The organism is Butyricicoccus faecihominis (assembly GCF_024462775.1).
GTDB classification, from domain to species: domain Bacteria; phylum Bacillota; class Clostridia; order Oscillospirales; family Butyricicoccaceae; genus Agathobaculum; species Agathobaculum faecihominis_A.
Genome location: NZ_JANGCE010000018.1, coordinates 12,663 through 28,422, shown reverse-complemented (window position 1 = coordinate 28,422; position 15,760 = coordinate 12,663). Strand labels below are relative to the sequence as shown.

Here is a 15,760-nt window from a genome sequence, read left to right as displayed (position 1 = left end):
CATGATGAAACGCTATATGGCCGCCGGCCTTGCGGCGCTGACCCTGTGCAGCGTCTGCGCGCCCGCCTATGCCGCGGACGACGAGGCCGCAGCACAGCCCATCGCCCTATCGTTCGCGTCGCTCGAACAGACGGTTCGCGAAAACAACGTATCGATTAAGGCGTATGGCAACAGCCTCAAAAGCGTCGAAGCGACCGACCCCGGAGACAGCTATATCATCAGCTACGCCAACGTGGAGGACGAGATCAGCGAATACCAGCGCCAGATCAAAGAACTGGACCAGACGATCAACGAGCTTGACGCGGACGAGACCGCGCTGCGAAAAACACTCCAATCGCAGCGGGCTTCTTTACAGAGCAGCCTGAACGCGGCGATCGCCTCCTACGACGATCTAGAGGATCAGGAGGACGATGATGAGGACAGCCACCAAAGCTCCATCAACAGCACCAAACGGCAAACCGAAAACTTGGCCGATCAGATCTGCATGAGCGCGGAAAGCACCTATATTTCTCTGCAATCTCTTGCCTACTCCCGCAGCCAAAAGGAGCGTAGCATCGCCCAGCTCGATCGTGATATCGCGGTGACCGAGACCCGCGTGTCGCGCGGCATGGCAAGCCAAAACGATTTGCAAAAACAGCAAAGCGAACGGGAGAGCTTGAAAGCCGATCTGAATACCATTGAGACCCAGTATGAAAACCTGAAAAACACGCTGGCCATGCAGTGCGGCTATTCCGTGGGCACCGCGTTTACGACCGACGCGCTGCCCGAAGTGACCGAGGAACAGCTTGCCGCCATCGACTATGACAGCGATCTTACGGAAGCGCTGAAAAACAGCTATTCGATCTTTGAAAAGGAGGATGCTGTCCGTCAGGCTTCGGACGACTACGAAAACAACGTGACCGACAACCTGTACACCTTCAAGGCCGCTCAGATCGAGTTGGACGCGGAAAAAGAAAGCGTGACCGCCTCGTTTCGCAAGCTGTATAAATCGCTGGAGGAAGCGCAGTCCCTGCTGACGGCGGCGCAGGCCGATTGGACGCAGGCCCAAAAGCAGTTTAACATACAGCAAACCAAGTATACCTGCGGCATGATCTCCAAAAACGAGTTTGACGACGCACAGGACGAGTTCACGGAGGCGCAGGAAACGATCGACAATGCAAAGATCGATCTGCTCACCGCGTATAACACCTACCAATGGGCCACAAGAGGCGTGATGTCCTCCACATAAGCACAAAAAAGAGAAGGGCGCGCCCTTCTCTTTTTTGTGCTTATGTGGACCGTTTATCCGGTGCGGTCAGATCGTTCCCACGCGGATCGCGTCGATCACGGCATGCAGGCTATCGCAGATCGCCGCGCAGGCGGCGCGCAATTCATCGGTCGGCGGCGTCAGATCGGGGATCATGACCGTGACGCAGCCGGCGGCCAGACCCGCGCGCAGGCCGCTCAGCCCGTCCTCGAACACATAGCAGTCCGCGGGGGCGCACCCCAACCGGCGGGCGGCTTCCAAAAAAATATCGGGCGCGGGCTTGCTGCGCGGCATTTGCACGCCGCTGACGATCGCGTCAAAGTGATCGATCACACCCGTGCGGCGCAAATTGCTTTCGATCATGGAGGGTTCGCTGCTGCTGGCAACCGCAATCTTAACGCCATTGCCGCGAAAAAACGTCAGGATCTCATGCAAGCCGGGCTTTTCCGGCACCGGCTGCTCCCGCAGCACCTTGCGAACGCGCTCCATGCAGCACTCGACGAACGCCGCCGCGTCGACCGCCGGATAATACTCGCGCACCACAGCTTGCAGCTTGGCCCCGCTCGTACCGCATACCGCGGCCGGAAAGGCCGGCAGAAACGCTTGCCCAAACTGCGCCGCGGTCTCCACCCAGCTTTCCCGGTACAGTCGCTCGGTATCGAATAGTACGCCGTCCATATCAAAAATAGCCGCTTTTTTCATTGCTCTTTCATCGTCCCTATCGTTTAATTCTATTCCAGCTCTGTTTATTATAAACGGTCGGGTTACGGAAAAGCAACGGATATTTTGTGCTTATTCCTTTTCCGCCTGCGCGCGCCGAAGCAGCTGTTCCTTGGTCATCAGCCCCTGCTCGTAGCGGTCGATCTTGAAATTCAGCCGGTCAAGTGACTGTTGCATGTCCGCCATGCGGGCGATCAGCTGGTCGCGCTGCTCGATCAGGATGCACTTGCGCGCATCGATGGTCTGATCCCCCTGCTGGAACAAGGCGACATATTCGATCAGCGCTTCGATCTGCACACCGGCGGCGCGCATGCATTTCATCAGCTCAACCCAGCCGCAGGACGTCTCGTCATAATCCCGGATACCGCTTTTGGTGCGGGGCACGGGCGGGATCAGCCCGATACGCTCATAGTACCGCAGCGTGTCCGCCGAGATATCGTATTTTTTACTCACTTCTGCAATCGTCATGGCATTTACCTCCTGATAGTGACAGTATAAACCCTAGAGTGCACTCTAAGTCAAGAGGGCTTCGCGCAAAATATACAGCCCCGCCCGCAGCCGCTCCATCGAATCCGCGGTGGACAGCGCGATACGCAAATATTTTTGAGGCTGCACCGGACCGCTCAAGAACCGGTCGGAATGAAAGACCCGGATGCCGCGCGTTTCAAGCTGCTTTTCCAGCTGTTCGCCGGGCAGCGCGGAGGATACCGGCAGCCAGCGGAGGAACGCGAGCGGATGCCCGTTTTGCGCTTCGGCCGGAAAGCAGGCGTTAAACAACGCGTTCGCCTGTTCGGCCAGCCGTTTCTTTTCCGCCATGATCTCGCCCGCGCGGCCGGTGAGCAGCAGCTCGGTGACGATCTCCGCGTTGAGCGAGGAGGTCTTGACGTTCACATTATAAATGGTATGTAAAATCCGCTCGCGAAGCGCTTCCCCAAACACCAGATACGCCACCCGCAGGCCCGAGCAGATCGCCTTCGAGGTACTGCAAATATAAACCGTTTGCTCCGGCAGCAGCCGGTACATGGGTCCCTCGTAATCCGGCACCACGCCCGCGGTCAAAAACGCGTGGGTATCATCCTCCACCAAAAGCAGGCCGTATTGCCGGATGACCCGGATCAGCATCCGCTTGCGCTCTTCCGGCAGGACAACCGTGGTGGGATTCGAGCAGGACGGCATGAGGAAAACGCCGCGCACCTCGTTGAGCTTGCACTGCGCTTCCAGCTCCTCCGGCAGCATACCCTGACGGTCGCCGCGCACGGGTACTAAGTGCAGATGATGCAATCTCGCAAACTCGATCAGGTTGGAAAAGGTATACGTATCCACCGCGATGCGGTCGCCCGGCTGGAAAAGCGCCATCAGCGCAATGACAAGCCCGTTCTGCGCGCCCGATACGATCGCCGTCTGTTCGGGCCGCGCTTCCAGCCCCATGCCGCGCATCCAGTTCAGCGCCGCCTGCTTGTGGTGCGGCATGCCGGAGGGGTCGGTATAATCGAGCAGGCGGTCGAAATACGGTTTTGCCATTACGCGGCGCATGGCGTCCGCAATCATACTGTTGCACTGTTCAAAGGAAGCCCCAAAGGCCAGATCGATGCATTCGCGCACCATATGATCGGCCGATATGGTGATCGGCCGCGCCGCGCGGGGCGATACAAACGTGCCGCGCCCCGTTTCGGCGACCACCAGCCCCTTGAGTTCGCACAGCTTATAAGCGCGGGTGACCGTTGTAAAATTAATATCCAGAAAATCCGCCAGCTCCCGCTGGGGCGGCAGCTTTACGCCGGGCGCCAGCAGGCCCGCGCCGATATCCGTTTCCAGCCGCTGCGCGAGCGACAGGTAGATCGGGCGCTTGAGCCCGGCCCGGTTGGGCTTCCAAGACATGGGGTAATCCGCAAACGAATTGAATGGCATAGGCGCCTCCATACGAAATTGTAATCCATACAATTATAGCATTGCATTGTATGGATTGCAATGTTACACTTTAATCAGTAAAAGGAGGTTTTAACATTGTCACGCTCGAATTTAGTTAAAAACGCACTCAAAACCGCATTTCCCTATACGATACCGATCTTTGCGGGCTTTTGGTTTTTGGGACTTACCTACGGTATTTATATGAACATATCCGGCTTTTCCTTTTGGTATCCCATGCTGATGAGCCTGACCATTTTCGGCGGTTCGCTGGAATTTGTGGCCGTGACAATGCTGCTCGGCACGTTTGCGCCCATGCAGACCCTAATCATGACGCTGATGATCCAAGCGCGCCACCTGTTTTACGGCATCTCCATGCTGGACAAGTTCAAGGGCACCGGCTGGAAAAAGCCTTATTTGATCTTCGGCATGTGCGACGAAAGCTTTTCCATCAATTATACGGCCGATATCCCGGAAACGGTCGACCGGGGCTGGTTCATGTTTTTCGTCACCCTGCTCAACCAAATTTACTGGGTATTCGGCGCGACGCTGGGCGGCGTGCTCGGCTCGATGATTAGCATCAACACCGAGGGGCTGGAATTTGCCATGACCGCCATGTTCGTCGTTATTTTTTTGGAGCAGTGTTTCAAGGAAAAACGTCCTTACTCGGCGCTGCTCGGCATTGGCGCATCCATTTTGTGCAGGCTGGGCTTTGGCGCGGATTCATTTTTGATCCCGACCATGCTCTGTATCCTGCTCGTGCTGACCGTGCTGCGCCGTCCTCTTGAGAAAGCAGGTGAGCCCGCATGATGTCGTTGCCACAGCAGATGATCACCATCGCCATGTGTGTGCTCGGCACGATGGCGACGCGGTTTCTGCCCTTCTTGGTCTTTTCCCCGCAAAAGCCGACGCCTCGCTATATCCAGTATCTAGGCCGCGCGCTGCCCGCCGCCGTTTTCGGCATGCTGGTCGTTTATTGCCTGAAAAACATCAGTCTGTTTACCGGCAGCCACGGACTGCCCGAGCTGCTTGCCATCGCGCTTGTCGTAGCGCTGCACTTATGGAAACGGCAAATGCTCATCTCCATCGCGGGCGGCACCATCTTTTATATGCTGCTGGTGCAGTATGTGTTTTAGTCCGTTATTGCCATAATTTCTTCAAAGCCAGCCGAAGCGACCGCTTCGGCTGGCTCAGACTGTCAAAAAACAAGTTTTGACAGTCTGTCGATCGAAACAAAGCCCCATTTCGATCGAGATTTCCGGCTCTGGCGCGCGCCCTTTGGGCACACTTCGCCGCCGGTTTGTTCAAAAACCGAGATACATGCTCCCGGTTTTTGGTCAAATTGAAGCTAAGCTTCAATTTTCAATTTTATTGCGCGCTGCGGCGCGAGGGGTTCTTTGACACGCTAAGCCAGCCGAAGCGACCGCTTCGGCTGGCTTATTTAATGTTCAAACAAATGCCTTTGCTGTGCGTCTTCGTCACGGCATGAAGAAATCTGTTTACAAGCGCTCCCTCTGGTTGCTATAATGATATAGAATAAATTGACTGTGTCCATGGCCTTTTCACGAGCGGCACAGCAAGGAGGGTCGCAGCTTGAAAAACCGCATTTTGTTGCGGACCAATCTATTGATCTGCGCAATACTCCTGATCGGCTTCCTGCTGACCGCGCTTCTCAGCTACCGGGCCAATTACAGCGCCGCCATTGAAAATATCGAGCAGGTTTCCACCCTGACCTCGGAGGGTATCTACACCCAAATCAATTCTATTTTCACAAAGCCGGTCAATATATCGATGACCATGGCCAACGACAGCCTGCTCAAAACATTGCTTTCCAAAGAGCGAGAAGGCCCCGATGACGAGGCCTTTCTGGAACCGCTCAAGCAGTATTTAAACGCTTACCGCTTGAAATACGGCTACGATTCGGTCTTTCTCGTTTCCACGGCGACCGGACGGTACTATCATTTCAACGGCTTCGACCGCTACCTCGCGCCGGACGACCCGGAAAACAGCTGGTGCTACAACCTGCTAGACGATCCACGCGAATTCGCCTTAAATGTGGACAACGATGAGGTCGCGGGCGCCGGGCAGCAGCTGACGATCTTTGTAAACTGCAAGATCTTGGACGACGAGGGCGAGATACAGGGCCTGATCGGCGTGGGGCTGCGCATAGACGGCCTGCAAACCATGCTGAGCGATTACAAAGACGAGTTCGGGGTAAACGCTTACCTGATCGACGGCAACGGCACCATTCAGGTATCGGACGACCATTCCGGCCACGACGCGCTGAGCCTGTTTGAAATAGACCGCTACAGCGAAGAGGTGCAGCGGCGCATCCTCGACTGGAACGAGACCGGCTCCGCCCGCAGCTTTTGGGTGCCGGACGAGACGGGCGCGCCCCAAAGCAACTATGTCATCGTTCGCTATCTGCCCGATCCCGATTGGCATCTGGTGGTCGAACGCGACACGGGCGCGCTGATGCAGGAGCTGAACCTGCACATGGCGCAGACCGTGCTCATCATCCTCGCAATTATTGTAGTCATTCTATTTATTGTTTCCTACACGGTGCGCAATTTTAACCGCCAGATCGTAACGCTGGCCCGCACGTTCGCCTATGAAAAATACGCGCTGTTTGAAAAAGCCACCGAAGAGCTGTATGAAAATATTTACGAGCTCGACATCACGCACAACCGCCCCGCCAACAGCGCGACGGAAGCCTATTTTACCAGTCTGGGCGCGCCTGCCGGCACACCGTTCGACAGCGCGCTGCATATCATCGCGGCAAAGCAGGTAAAGGAAGAGTTCCGTCAGGGCTACATCGCCACGTTTTCCCCGGAAAACGTACTGCGCGCTTACGCCAGCGGGCAGGATACCCTGCGGTATGATTTAATGATCTCGAGCGGCGGACAGGATTACTATTGGATGCGCATCACCGCGCGCATCGTGCGCTGCGAAAGCGACGGCGCGATCCATATGCTGACCTACCGCCAGAACATCGACGCGGAAAAACGGCAGGAGCGCCGCCTGCGCGAGCTGGCGCAAGCGGACGAGACCACCGGCCTGCTGACCCGGTCCGCGATCCAGCGGCTCGGCGAGCAGCTGCTGAGCGAAAAGAGCGCTGCGATATACGCGTTTTTCCTGTGCGACATTGACAACTTCAAACAGGCCAACGATAAATTCGGCCACGATTATGGCGATTCGGTCATACGCGCCTTTGCCCATACCATGCAGGGCCAGTTCCAGCAGGATAATATTTTAGGCCGCCTTGGCGGCGACGAATTCGCCGCGCTCGTTCCCATTCCGGCCGGTCACGGCGCCGAGTGGGCCACGGAAAAAGCAAATGCCTTAAGCGGCGCGCTGCGTTTTCTCTACGGCGAGGAGGACCGCGCGTGGGCGGTCTCGGCCAGCATCGGCGTGGCGCTTGCAAACGCCGATACCGCCGGTTTCGACGATCTGTATAAACGCGCGGAGCACGCGCTGTACCAAACCAAGAAACGCGGCCGGGACGGCTTCACCATAGCTCCCCCGACCGCAGACCATGACGAAAGGACCGACAAGGATGGCAGCTGATACACCCTCGTTACTCGACTGGCTCACGGAAAAAACAAACTGCCCGTATCTCTCCAACCTGCCTGAGATCGTGGGCAGCGAAGCCTTCCGCTCCGCGGTAAAAGAAACGCCGCCTGAACGCTACCCGCTTGCCGAGTGGACGGAAGCGGTCCAGTACCTGTGCGGAGAAAAGAACCCCTGTTTTACCGATCCGGCCGGCGCAAAGCGCCGCCTGATCGAGGCCGCCGGTCCCCGCTGCGTGTAAAAGAACCTCCACGCGCCGCAGCGCGCATAAAATAGGATTTTGCTGCAAGAGCAAAATCCATAAAATCCGGGAGCATGTATCTCGGATTTTATACAAACCGACTTCAAGTGTGCCTGTAAGGCGCGCGCAGAAGCCGGAATACTCGATCGAAATGGGGCTTTGTTTCGATCGACAGACTGTCAAAATAGTTTTTTGACAGTCTGAAAGCTCCGAAGAAAGGCGCAAAGTCCTTTCTTCGGAGCTTTTTTAGTTGTCCTCCGGCTGCCACCGGAACGCCGCCATATCCACCCGGCCGTCCGCCGTAAACCGGACGCCGTCGGCTTCCAGCATGGCGCGCTGCACATCGCCCCCGCCGAAAGCGAAAGCCGCGGATGTGCGCCCATCCTGTGTGACGACGCGGTAGCACGGAACGCCCGCCGGGTCCGGGTTGACATGCAGCGCATAGCCGACCACGCGCGCCCAGCGCGGGTTGCCCGCGAGCGCCGCGACCTGCCCATAGGAAGCGACGCGGCCGCGCGGGATGCGCCGTACCACGGCATAGATCTTTTGGTATGTATTTTCCATTCCTTCGCCGCCCTTCTGCGTTATTTCTATTATATCATGGCAATATGCCGATTTCCACGCCCTTTCAGCATGAAAAAAATGTCTATTTTTACGTGTTAAATTGTTGCATACCTGAACAAAATGTTCTATAATAGTAACGCACCTTTAGCAAGTATGTAGGGAAATCCGCACTTTTTCTTATATTTGGTAAGAAACGGACGCGGAAACGTAAGGAGGACAATGAATCAATGGCACTTACAAACAGCTATCTCAATAGCGTATATGAAACCGTAGAAAAGCGCAACCCGAGCGAGCCTGAATTCCTGCAGGCCGTACTCGAAGTGCTCGAAAGCTTCGAGCCTGTCGTAGAGCAGCGCCCCGAGCTTGAGGCTTGCGGCGTTGTCGAGCGTTTAGTCGAGCCGGAGCGCATGATCATGTTCCGCGTGCCGTGGGTAGACGACAGCGGCAAGACGCAGGTCAACCGCGGCTTCCGTGTACAGTTCAATTCCGCCATTGGTCCGTACAAGGGCGGCCTGCGGTTCCATCCGTCGGTAAACGCTTCCGTTATCAAGTTCCTCGGTTTTGAGCAGTGCTTTAAAAACAGCCTGACCGGCCTGCCCATGGGCGGCGGCAAGGGCGGTTCGGACTTTAACCCCAAGGGCAAGTCCGACGCGGAGATCATGCGTTTCTGCCAGTCCTTCATGACCGAGCTGTGCCGCCACATCGGCCAGTTCACCGATGTGCCCGCCGGTGATATCGGCGTGGGCGGCCGCGAGATCGGCTATATGTACGGCCAGTACAAGCGCCTGCAAAACGAGTTCACCGGCGTTCTGACCGGCAAGGGACTTTCCTTCGGCGGTTCGCTGGCCCGCACCGAAGCGACCGGCTACGGCCTGTGCTACTATATGAGCGAAATGCTCGCATACAAGGGCACTTCGTTTGAAGGCAAGACCGTGGCGATCTCCGGCAGCGGCAACGTGGCGATCTATGCCTGCCAGAAGGCCACCCAGCTGGGCGCCAAGGTCGTCACCATGTCGGATTCCAACGGCTTTATCTACGATCCCAACGGCATCAAGCTCGATATCGTAAAGGATATCAAGGAAGTCAAGCGCGGCCGCATCATGGAATATGCCGAGCGCGTGAACGGCAGCACCTACACCGAGGGCGAGCGCCCGTGGAGCGTCCCGTGCGATATCGCCCTGCCCTGCGCGACTCAGAACGAGCTGAACGGCGACGACGCGAAGACGCTGGTCGCAAACGGCTGCAAGTTCGTCGCCGAGGGCGCGAACATGCCTTCCACCCCGGAAGCCGTCGCCGTGTTCCATGAGAACGGCGTGTTCTTCGGCCCGGCCAAGGCGGCGAACGCGGGCGGCGTGGCCACCTCCGGCTTGGAGATGAGCCAGAACTCGCTGCGCCTTTCTTGGTCCTTTGAAGAGGTCGACGAGCGCCTGCACGGCATCATGGTCAACATCTTCAAGACCTGCGTGGAATCCGCGCAGAAGTACGGCCACAAGGACAACCTTGTCATGGGCGCGAACATCGGCGGCTTTGTCAAGATCGCCGACGCGATGCTTGCGCAGGGCATTGTGTAAATTTTCATTCAAAAAGGCCCCTCGCGCTGCGGCGCGAGGGGCTTTTCAGGATGTCAAAAAACAAGTTTTGACATCCTGTCGATCGAAACAAAGCCCCATTTCGATCGAGTATTCCGGCTTCTGCGCGCGCCTTACAGGCACACTTGAAGTCGGTTTGTATAAAAAACCACGCACATGTCGCGGCTTTTTATGAATTTTGCCGCAAACGGCAAAATCCTATTTAATGCGCGCTGCGGCGCGAAAGGTTCTTTGACACGCTGAAAGGCCCCTCGCGCTGCGGCGCGAGGGGCCTTTTTATCGCAGTGGCAAAATGTCGCTTGGTGAAACGGACAGCGTAAGGCTTTCCCGGTTTGGCAGCGCGGCGTATTCCGCTTTGTTCAGAATCCAGCAGAGGGACTGCGAAGCGCCTTTTGGCCTGACCAGCACGCGCACCTCAAACGGGCTTTCGATCACCTGCTCCACGCGGCAGGCAAACGCGTTTTCCGTCCCGCCGGGCCGAAAGAAGTGGGCGCGGATTCCCACCGCGGAAACATCGCCCGCCATGGGCGCCGCCGCCCGCAGGGTCAAATTCCACGCGGGTACCGTCACCGCGTTCTCACCGGACGGGTATGCGTCCGCAATGTTTTTGCAGCCGGTCAAAAGTGCCGCCGCGCGCGTATGCGGGCTTTGGAACAGCGCCCACTTTTCACAGTACGCATCGATGCGGCCGCGATCGTACACCGCTACCTTATCGCAAAGCCGGTAGATCTCATCGCGGTTGTGGGAAACGAACAGCGCCGGGCCGTTAAACTGTTCGAGCACACGCAGGACCTCGCGCTCGGTTTGCCAGCGGAGAAAGCTATCCAAGGCGGAAAACGGCTCGTCCAGCATCAGGATACGCGGCTCGGATACCAGAATGCGCGCCAGCGCGGCGCGCTGCTGCTGCCCGCCCGAAAGCTGGTGCGGGCGGCGGCGCTCTAAGCCGCCGAGCTGTAACCGTTCCACTGCCTCCGCGACGCGAACGCGCTTTGCGTGCTGCGCCAGACCGCTCCGCCGCAGCCCTGTCAGGATGTTTTGCTCCACCGTCATATTGGGGAACAGCGCGTAATTCTGGAACAGCAGGCCGACGCGCCGCTTCTGCGGCGGCAGATCGATGCCCCGCTCGGAATCAAACAGCGTTTGCCCGTCCAACACGATCTTGCCGCTGTCCGGCGTGACGATGCCCGCGATGCACCGCAGCGTCATACTTTTGCCGCAGCCAGAAGCGCCCAGCAGGCCGATCGTTTCCTTTTCCGCCGTGAACGACACGTCCAACCGGAACGAGCCAAAGGCTTTCTGAATATCCACCATGAGCATTGCTTTTCACCCCTCTGCTCCCGCCCGCCGTTTTGGGTTTTCCCGCCGTTCCAGCAGGTTTACCGTCAGCAAAACAACGGCCGAGATCGCTAAATTGACCAGCACCCACCGAAATGCCAACGCTTCCTGATCCGTGCGCCATAGCTGATAGACCGTGGTGGAAATGGTCGCGGTCTTGCCCGGGGTGTAGCCCGCGATCATGCTGGTCGCGCCGTATTCGCCCAGCGCCCGCGCAAACGAAAGCACCGCGCCCGCCAAAATGCCCTGACGGCACGCAGGCATGGTCACGCGCCAAAAAATATAGCTGCCGGAAAGGCCCAGTGTCTGCGCCGCGTAGCGAAGCGTGTCGTCGAAGCCTTCAAACGCGCCGCGCGCCGTGCGGTACATGAGCGGAAACGCGACGACCGCCGCCGCGAAGATTCCGCTGTACCACGTCATCGGCACCTTGATGCCGAACGTATCCATCAGCCATAGGCCGACGGGCCGCTTCGCGCCGAACAGGCACAGCAGGAAATAACCGACCACGGTAGGCGGCAGCACGAGCGGCAGCGTCAGCACCACATCGAGCGCGCCCTTGACCAGCCGCGGCAGCTTTGCGATATACCACGCCGCAAAAATGCCCGTAAAAAACACGAGCACGGTCGCGATCAGCGCAATGCGAAGCGAATTAAAAAGCGGATACCAATCCACGGCGCGTGTCCCTCCTTTTCCATTTAGCCTGCTTTGGCAAAGCCGACCGCTTCAAAGACTTTTATCGCGGCATCGGACTGCAAGTAATCTAAAAATGCCCGCGCCTCATCCGGGTGCGGCGCGGCTTTGAGCACAGCCGCGGGGTAAACCACCTGCTTGCACATATCCTTTGTCGCCTGATCTACCACGGTCAGCCCCGCGGAAAACGCGTCGGTCGCATAGACGATGCCGCAATCGACCGAGCCCTCGGCCACCTGCGTGGTGACTTCCTTCACATTGGAACCGTAGGTGATCTTATTTTCGCTTTCGAGCGCATCCAGCAGGCCGAGTCCCGTCAGAATCTCCGCTGAATACTGACCGACCGGTACGTCGTCGTTGCCGAGCGCGATCAAATCGCATTTGCCGCCGATATCCTGAAACGACCGTATGCCCGCCGGGTTGCCTTCGGGCACGACCAGCGCGACCTTGTTTTCCAGCAGATCGACGCGCGTCGCGGCGTCAATCAAACCAAGGCCGTCCGGATTGCCCGCCGCGTCCTTGGACGCGTCGAGCTGGTTCATCTGCTTTTGCGCCGCCGAGATGAACAGGTCGCAGTCGGCCCCCTCCTCAATCTGGGTTTTCAGCGTGCCGGACGAATCGAAATTGAACGTCAGCTTCACGTTGGGCGCGACGGCCTTGTAGCTTTCCGCCAGCTCGGTCAGCGTTTCCGTCATGGAAGCGGCGGCGAATACGGTCAGCTCTACCGTTTCATTTGCGTGGGGCGCTTCCTTTTTCGTTTCAGCCGGTCCGCCGTTCCCACAGCCTGCAAGCCCGCCCGCGAGCAGCCCGGCGGCGGCCATGACGCACAGCATTCGTTTCCCTTTATCGTTCATGTTGTTTTCTCCTCACAATCGTTGTAGCCGATCAAGGATAACGCACGCCTCAAAAATGGGCTTTTCAAAGCCCATTTTCGGCTTATTATACTTGCGGCAGATCCCAGTTGAAATACTGCCAGTACGGCGCGGCGGCGCGCGCTTTAAAATCGGCTCTCGAAGCGTCGGTCCAGTCGTAGGTGCCCCTGCCGGTCTTTTGTCCAAGGTCGCCGCGCGCCACGCGCTCGCGCACGAAAGCGGGCGTTTCCTTGGCGTCGCTCAGATCGCGCAGCAGATGGTCTTCGATGCTTTGCACCATATCCAGCCCCGCCGCGTCCTGATGCTCGAACAGGCCGACCGAGGTATAGCGCGGCATGAAGCTGTACATCAGCGCCTTATCAATATCGCGCGGATCGGCAAGCCCCTGTTCGACCATGTAGATCGCCTCGCGCAGCAGCGCGTGCTGTAAGCGGTTGGCGATAAAGCCGGGCGCGCTCTTTTTCATCACACATACCTTGCGGCCGCAGCTTTCCAGTATTTCATACGCGGCGCTTGCAGCGGCCTCCTCGGTGCACGCGCATTTCACCAGCTCGACAAAAGGCACCAGATGCGGCGGATTGAACGGGTGAGCGACGACCAGCTTGCCCGGGCAGCTTTGCAACCCCTCGCACAGCGTTTCAGGCGCCATGGCGGAGGTGGTGGAGGCGACGAAGCGAAAGCGTTTGCAGTGCGCCTCGATCTGCTGATAGATCGCAAATTTTACCGCCTTGTCCTCTACCGCGCATTCAAAAACAGCGTCCACATCCTGTAGGTCGACATAGGACAGGGTAAAATGCAGATTGCCGGCGCAGGCCGCGGCCTGCGCCCGGCTTACCAGCCCCCGCCCTTCCAGCACGGCGTACATTTCATCATAGCTGCGCCTGCCGCGTTCGGCGGAGGCGGCCTTGGTGGCAAGCACCGTGGTATCGTATCCGTTTCCTGTGAAAAGCGCGGTAAGGCTCATGCCCATCATACCCGTGCCAATCACAGCGATCTTTTGCGGTTTTGTATTTAACATATGTTCGTTTCCCCTTTCAGCTTTGCCCGTTTTCCAGCATCATCGATAATAGCTGCTCCAAGTGATCCTGCACCGCCGCTTCCAGCCCGCTTGCGTCGCGCGCCTGCAAGCGTTCAAAAATCTTTCGATGCCGGGCCGCCAAATAGCTTAAATTCCGCTGTGTCAGCGCCGTGCCGACGAACAGCCAGGATTTGATATTGCATTGCTCCCACAGTTTGCACAGCAGGCTGTTGCCCGAAGCGGCAATGATATGATCGTGAAACAGCGCGTCCATTTGCACATAGCGGTCGTTATCCTGCTTTGCGCCCGCGCGCTCCATTTCCGTCATCGCGCGCTGGATGCCGGCAAGCTGCTCGTCGGTCATGTTTTCGCAGGCCTGATGCGCGCCCAGCTTTTCCAGCGCGCCGCGCACGCGGTAAAAGTTCTCCATATCCTGCATGGTGATCTGCTTGACATAGGTTCCAAAATAAGGCTTTTGCTCCACCAATCCGCTGAATTCCAGCTCCCGTATCGCCTCCCGCACGGGGGCCTGTGAAACGCCAAGCAGCTGCGCCATTTTGGTTTCTACGATGCGGTCGCCCGGCTTCAGCTCGCCTCTAAGGATCGCCTGCCGGATGTACTGGCTGACCTCCTGATGCAGCAGCCGCCGTTTGGGCAGCCGTTTCGCTCCTGTTTCCATCTGTCTCCCCCTCTGTTGTTTGATCAAGGCCGCTGAAATACCGGTCGAACAGCCGATCCGCCTCTTCTGCCAGCGCCGCTGCAAACGCCTGATACCGCGTGATCAAATCACGCCCGCGCGGCGTTACCTCGCTGCCGCCGCCGTCCACGCCGCCCACCTTGCGTTCGAGTAACGGATACCGCAGCTCGGCCTCGGCGGCCTTGACGATGCGCCACGCCTTGCTGTACGCCATGCCCATCGTGTGCGCGGCCACGTTCAGCGAGTGGCTCTCGCCAACGAGGAGCAGCAGCTCGGCCAGACCCGGGCCGAAAAAGGTTTCGCTTGCCCGCAGCCGGATCTTTAAGGAATACCGCAAGCCGCCGTGTTCCATATGCCCGCCCCCTTTACGCCGGCGCGCCGCACTCGCCGGCCTTGCCGCACAAAATCTCGATCCCGTGCGGCAGCGCGGGCAGCAGCACCGCAAGGCATTCACGCGCCGCCTTGGGGCTGCCCGGCAGGTTGACGATCAGCGTGCGCCCGCGCGTGACCGCGACCCCGCGAGAAAGCATGCCGCGCGGCGTGATGCGCAGGCTTTCGGCGCGCATCGCTTCCGCGATGCCGGGCACCATGCGCTGACCCGCGTCGCAGGTCGCTTCGGGTGTGACGTCGCGCGGGGCAAGGCCGGTGCCGCCGGTGGTCAGGATCAAATCCGCGCCGCCCGCGTCCGCGAGCTCTCGCAGCGTTTGCGCGATCCGCTCCCGTTCATCGGGCACGACGCCGGTCCAAACGATCTCGGCCAGCTCGCCCAGCGTCTCCACGATCGCCGGACCGCTTTTGTCCTCGCGCAGGCCCTGACTGCCCTTGTCGCTGACCGTCAGCACGGCGGTTCGTATTTTCATAAGCCCGCCTCCTCGCGCGTGACCACGCGAATGGAATCCCCCGCGCGCACCGCGCCTTCGGAAAGCACCTTGACGAAGATGCCTTCGGTCGGCATGATGCACCGGCCGATCTTTTGGTAGATCTCGCAGTGCTGATGGCACTGCTTGCCGATCTGCGTCACCTCGGTCAGGCAAGGACCGATCAGCAGCAGCGTGCCGACCGGCAGCGTATGCAGCACGATCCCCTCCGTGGTCAGGTTTTCCGCGAATTTGCCCGGCGTCAGCCCCGGTACGCCGAGCGCCGTCATTTTATCGATGCTCTCCTGCGCGAGCAGGCTGATCTGCCGGTGCCAGTTGCCTGCGTGCGAATCGCCCACAATACCGTGATCGATCTTCAACAGTCCTTCTGCCACCGGGTGCTTGACCGTGCCCTTCTGCTTGCTGATATTGACCGCCGTAACGGTTGCCATAGCG

18 protein-coding genes are annotated in these 15,760 nt (G+C 58.5%); 6 read left to right on the top strand and 12 right to left on the bottom strand.

Going from position 1 to position 15,760, the window contains the following annotated elements; all coding sequences use genetic code 11:
• Window position 1 precedes the first annotated feature (1 nt).
• On the top strand, window positions 2–1,228 hold the full coding sequence (locus NE562_RS10380; protein WP_280962348.1) for a TolC family protein: 1,227 nt from the start codon (window positions 2–4) through the stop codon (window positions 1,226–1,228).
• Between the two features lie 66 nt (window positions 1,229–1,294).
• Here NE562_RS10380 and NE562_RS10375 read toward each other — a convergent pair whose 3' ends face one another.
• The 3 genes from NE562_RS10375 to NE562_RS10365 all read right to left on the bottom strand — a co-directional run bounded on the left by NE562_RS10375 (window position 1,295) and on the right by NE562_RS10365 (window position 3,874).
• Window positions 1,295–1,948 carry an HAD family hydrolase gene (locus NE562_RS10375; protein WP_280962347.1) on the bottom strand — a complete coding sequence of 218 codons (654 nt, stop codon included), beginning with the start codon at window positions 1,946–1,948 and terminating at the stop codon, window positions 1,295–1,297.
• Window positions 1,949–2,038: 90 nt separating this feature from the next.
• The gene (locus tag NE562_RS10370) at window positions 2,039–2,434 is read right to left on the bottom strand and encodes a MerR family transcriptional regulator (RefSeq protein WP_280962346.1); all 396 of its coding nucleotides are present in this window, start codon (window positions 2,432–2,434) and stop codon (window positions 2,039–2,041) included.
• Window positions 2,435–2,479: 45 nt separating this feature from the next.
• Entirely contained in the window at window positions 2,480–3,874 is a 1,395-nt protein-coding gene (locus NE562_RS10365; RefSeq protein ID WP_280962345.1) for a PLP-dependent aminotransferase family protein, read from the bottom strand.
• Window positions 3,875–3,970: 96 nt separating this feature from the next.
• Here NE562_RS10365 and NE562_RS10360 point away from each other — a divergent pair, with 96 nt between their 5' ends.
• The 4 genes from NE562_RS10360 to NE562_RS10345 all read left to right on the top strand — a co-directional run bounded on the left by NE562_RS10360 (window position 3,971) and on the right by NE562_RS10345 (window position 7,682).
• Window positions 3,971–4,681 (top strand): AzlC family ABC transporter permease, encoded by a 711-nt coding sequence (locus NE562_RS10360; RefSeq protein WP_280962344.1) that lies wholly within the window; start codon window positions 3,971–3,973, stop codon window positions 4,679–4,681.
• Complete coding sequence (locus NE562_RS10355) at window positions 4,681–5,007, top strand: branched-chain amino acid transporter permease (protein ID WP_280962382.1); 327 nt, start codon at window positions 4,681–4,683, stop codon at window positions 5,005–5,007. The genes NE562_RS10360 and NE562_RS10355 overlap by 1 nt, the downstream gene beginning before the upstream one ends.
• A 457-nt stretch (window positions 5,008–5,464) precedes the next feature.
• Window positions 5,465–7,438 (top strand): sensor domain-containing diguanylate cyclase, encoded by a 1,974-nt coding sequence (locus NE562_RS10350; protein WP_280962343.1) that lies wholly within the window; start codon window positions 5,465–5,467, stop codon window positions 7,436–7,438.
• A complete protein-coding gene (locus NE562_RS10345) occupies window positions 7,428–7,682 on the top strand; it encodes a hypothetical protein (protein WP_280962342.1) in 255 nt (84 codons plus the stop codon). Before NE562_RS10350 ends, NE562_RS10345 begins: the two co-directional genes overlap by 11 nt.
• A gap of 246 nt (window positions 7,683–7,928) precedes the next feature.
• Here the strand turns inward: NE562_RS10345 and NE562_RS10340 are convergent, their stop codons facing one another.
• Window positions 7,929–8,246 carry an MGMT family protein gene (locus tag NE562_RS10340; protein WP_280962341.1) on the bottom strand — a complete coding sequence of 106 codons (318 nt, stop codon included), beginning with the start codon at window positions 8,244–8,246 and terminating at the stop codon, window positions 7,929–7,931.
• A 227-nt stretch (window positions 8,247–8,473) separates the two neighbouring features.
• Here NE562_RS10340 and gdhA point away from each other — a divergent pair, with 227 nt between their 5' ends.
• On the top strand, window positions 8,474–9,817 hold the full coding sequence (gdhA, locus tag NE562_RS10335) for an NADP-specific glutamate dehydrogenase (RefSeq protein WP_280962340.1): 1,344 nt from the start codon (window positions 8,474–8,476) through the stop codon (window positions 9,815–9,817).
• A gap of 294 nt (window positions 9,818–10,111) precedes the next feature.
• Here the strand turns inward: gdhA and NE562_RS10330 are convergent, their stop codons facing one another.
• The 8 genes from NE562_RS10330 to NE562_RS10295 form a co-directional block, all read right to left on the bottom strand.
• Window positions 10,112–11,146 (bottom strand): sulfate/molybdate ABC transporter ATP-binding protein, encoded by a 1,035-nt coding sequence (locus tag NE562_RS10330; protein ID WP_280962339.1) that lies wholly within the window; start codon window positions 11,144–11,146, stop codon window positions 10,112–10,114.
• A 12-nt stretch (window positions 11,147–11,158) separates the two neighbouring features.
• Window positions 11,159–11,842, bottom strand: a complete 684-nt coding sequence (gene modB / locus NE562_RS10325) for a molybdate ABC transporter permease subunit (protein ID WP_280962338.1) — start codon at window positions 11,840–11,842, stop codon at window positions 11,159–11,161.
• Window positions 11,843–11,865: 23 nt separating this feature from the next.
• Window positions 11,866–12,714 carry a molybdate ABC transporter substrate-binding protein gene (gene modA / locus NE562_RS10320; protein ID WP_280962337.1) on the bottom strand — a complete coding sequence of 283 codons (849 nt, stop codon included), beginning with the start codon at window positions 12,712–12,714 and terminating at the stop codon, window positions 11,866–11,868.
• Window positions 12,715–12,799: 85 nt separating this feature from the next.
• The gene (locus tag NE562_RS10315; RefSeq protein WP_280962336.1) at window positions 12,800–13,750 is read right to left on the bottom strand and encodes a 3-hydroxyacyl-CoA dehydrogenase family protein; all 951 of its coding nucleotides are present in this window, start codon (window positions 13,748–13,750) and stop codon (window positions 12,800–12,802) included.
• A 16-nt stretch (window positions 13,751–13,766) separates the two neighbouring features.
• A complete protein-coding gene (locus NE562_RS10310; protein ID WP_280962335.1) occupies window positions 13,767–14,429 on the bottom strand; it encodes a GntR family transcriptional regulator in 663 nt (220 codons plus the stop codon).
• Entirely contained in the window at window positions 14,347–14,799 is a 453-nt protein-coding gene (locus NE562_RS10305) for a winged helix-turn-helix domain-containing protein (protein ID WP_280962334.1), read from the bottom strand. Before NE562_RS10305 ends, NE562_RS10310 begins: the two co-directional genes overlap by 83 nt.
• 13 nt (window positions 14,800–14,812) lie before the next feature.
• Window positions 14,813–15,307, bottom strand: a complete 495-nt coding sequence (locus NE562_RS10300; protein WP_280962333.1) for a MogA/MoaB family molybdenum cofactor biosynthesis protein — start codon at window positions 15,305–15,307, stop codon at window positions 14,813–14,815.
• The gene (locus NE562_RS10295) at window positions 15,304–15,756 is read right to left on the bottom strand and encodes an MOSC domain-containing protein (RefSeq protein WP_280962332.1); all 453 of its coding nucleotides are present in this window, start codon (window positions 15,754–15,756) and stop codon (window positions 15,304–15,306) included. The genes NE562_RS10300 and NE562_RS10295 overlap by 4 nt, the downstream gene beginning before the upstream one ends.
• Window positions 15,757–15,760 lie beyond the last annotated feature (4 nt).

Bases quoted from the DNA above. Each gene is read 5' to 3' on its own strand.
- NE562_RS10380 (WP_280962348.1), top strand. From the start codon at position 2: ATGATGAAACGCTATATGGCCGCCGGCCTTGCGGCGCTGACCCTGTGC.
- NE562_RS10375 (WP_280962347.1), bottom strand. From the start codon at position 1,948: ATGAAAAAAGCGGCTATTTTTGATATGGACGGCGTACTATTCGATACC.
- NE562_RS10370 (WP_280962346.1), bottom strand. From the start codon at position 2,434: ATGACGATTGCAGAAGTGAGTAAAAAATACGATATCTCGGCGGACACG.
- NE562_RS10365 (WP_280962345.1), bottom strand. From the start codon at position 3,874: ATGCCATTCAATTCGTTTGCGGATTACCCCATGTCTTGGAAGCCCAAC.
- NE562_RS10355 (WP_280962382.1), top strand. From the start codon at position 4,681: ATGTCGTTGCCACAGCAGATGATCACCATCGCCATGTGTGTGCTCGGC.
- NE562_RS10345 (WP_280962342.1), top strand. From the start codon at position 7,428: ATGGCAGCTGATACACCCTCGTTACTCGACTGGCTCACGGAAAAAACA.
- NE562_RS10340 (WP_280962341.1), bottom strand. From the start codon at position 8,246: ATGGAAAATACATACCAAAAGATCTATGCCGTGGTACGGCGCATCCCG.
- gdhA (WP_280962340.1), top strand. From the start codon at position 8,474: ATGGCACTTACAAACAGCTATCTCAATAGCGTATATGAAACCGTAGAA.
- NE562_RS10330 (WP_280962339.1), bottom strand. From the start codon at position 11,146: ATGGTGGATATTCAGAAAGCCTTTGGCTCGTTCCGGTTGGACGTGTCG.
- modA (WP_280962337.1), bottom strand. From the start codon at position 12,714: ATGAACGATAAAGGGAAACGAATGCTGTGCGTCATGGCCGCCGCCGGG.
- NE562_RS10315 (WP_280962336.1), bottom strand. From the start codon at position 13,750: ATGTTAAATACAAAACCGCAAAAGATCGCTGTGATTGGCACGGGTATG.
- NE562_RS10310 (WP_280962335.1), bottom strand. From the start codon at position 14,429: ATGGAAACAGGAGCGAAACGGCTGCCCAAACGGCGGCTGCTGCATCAG.
- NE562_RS10305 (WP_280962334.1), bottom strand. From the start codon at position 14,799: ATGGAACACGGCGGCTTGCGGTATTCCTTAAAGATCCGGCTGCGGGCA.
- NE562_RS10300 (WP_280962333.1), bottom strand. From the start codon at position 15,307: ATGAAAATACGAACCGCCGTGCTGACGGTCAGCGACAAGGGCAGTCAG.
- NE562_RS10295 (WP_280962332.1), bottom strand. From the start codon at position 15,756: ATGGCAACCGTTACGGCGGTCAATATCAGCAAGCAGAAGGGCACGGTC.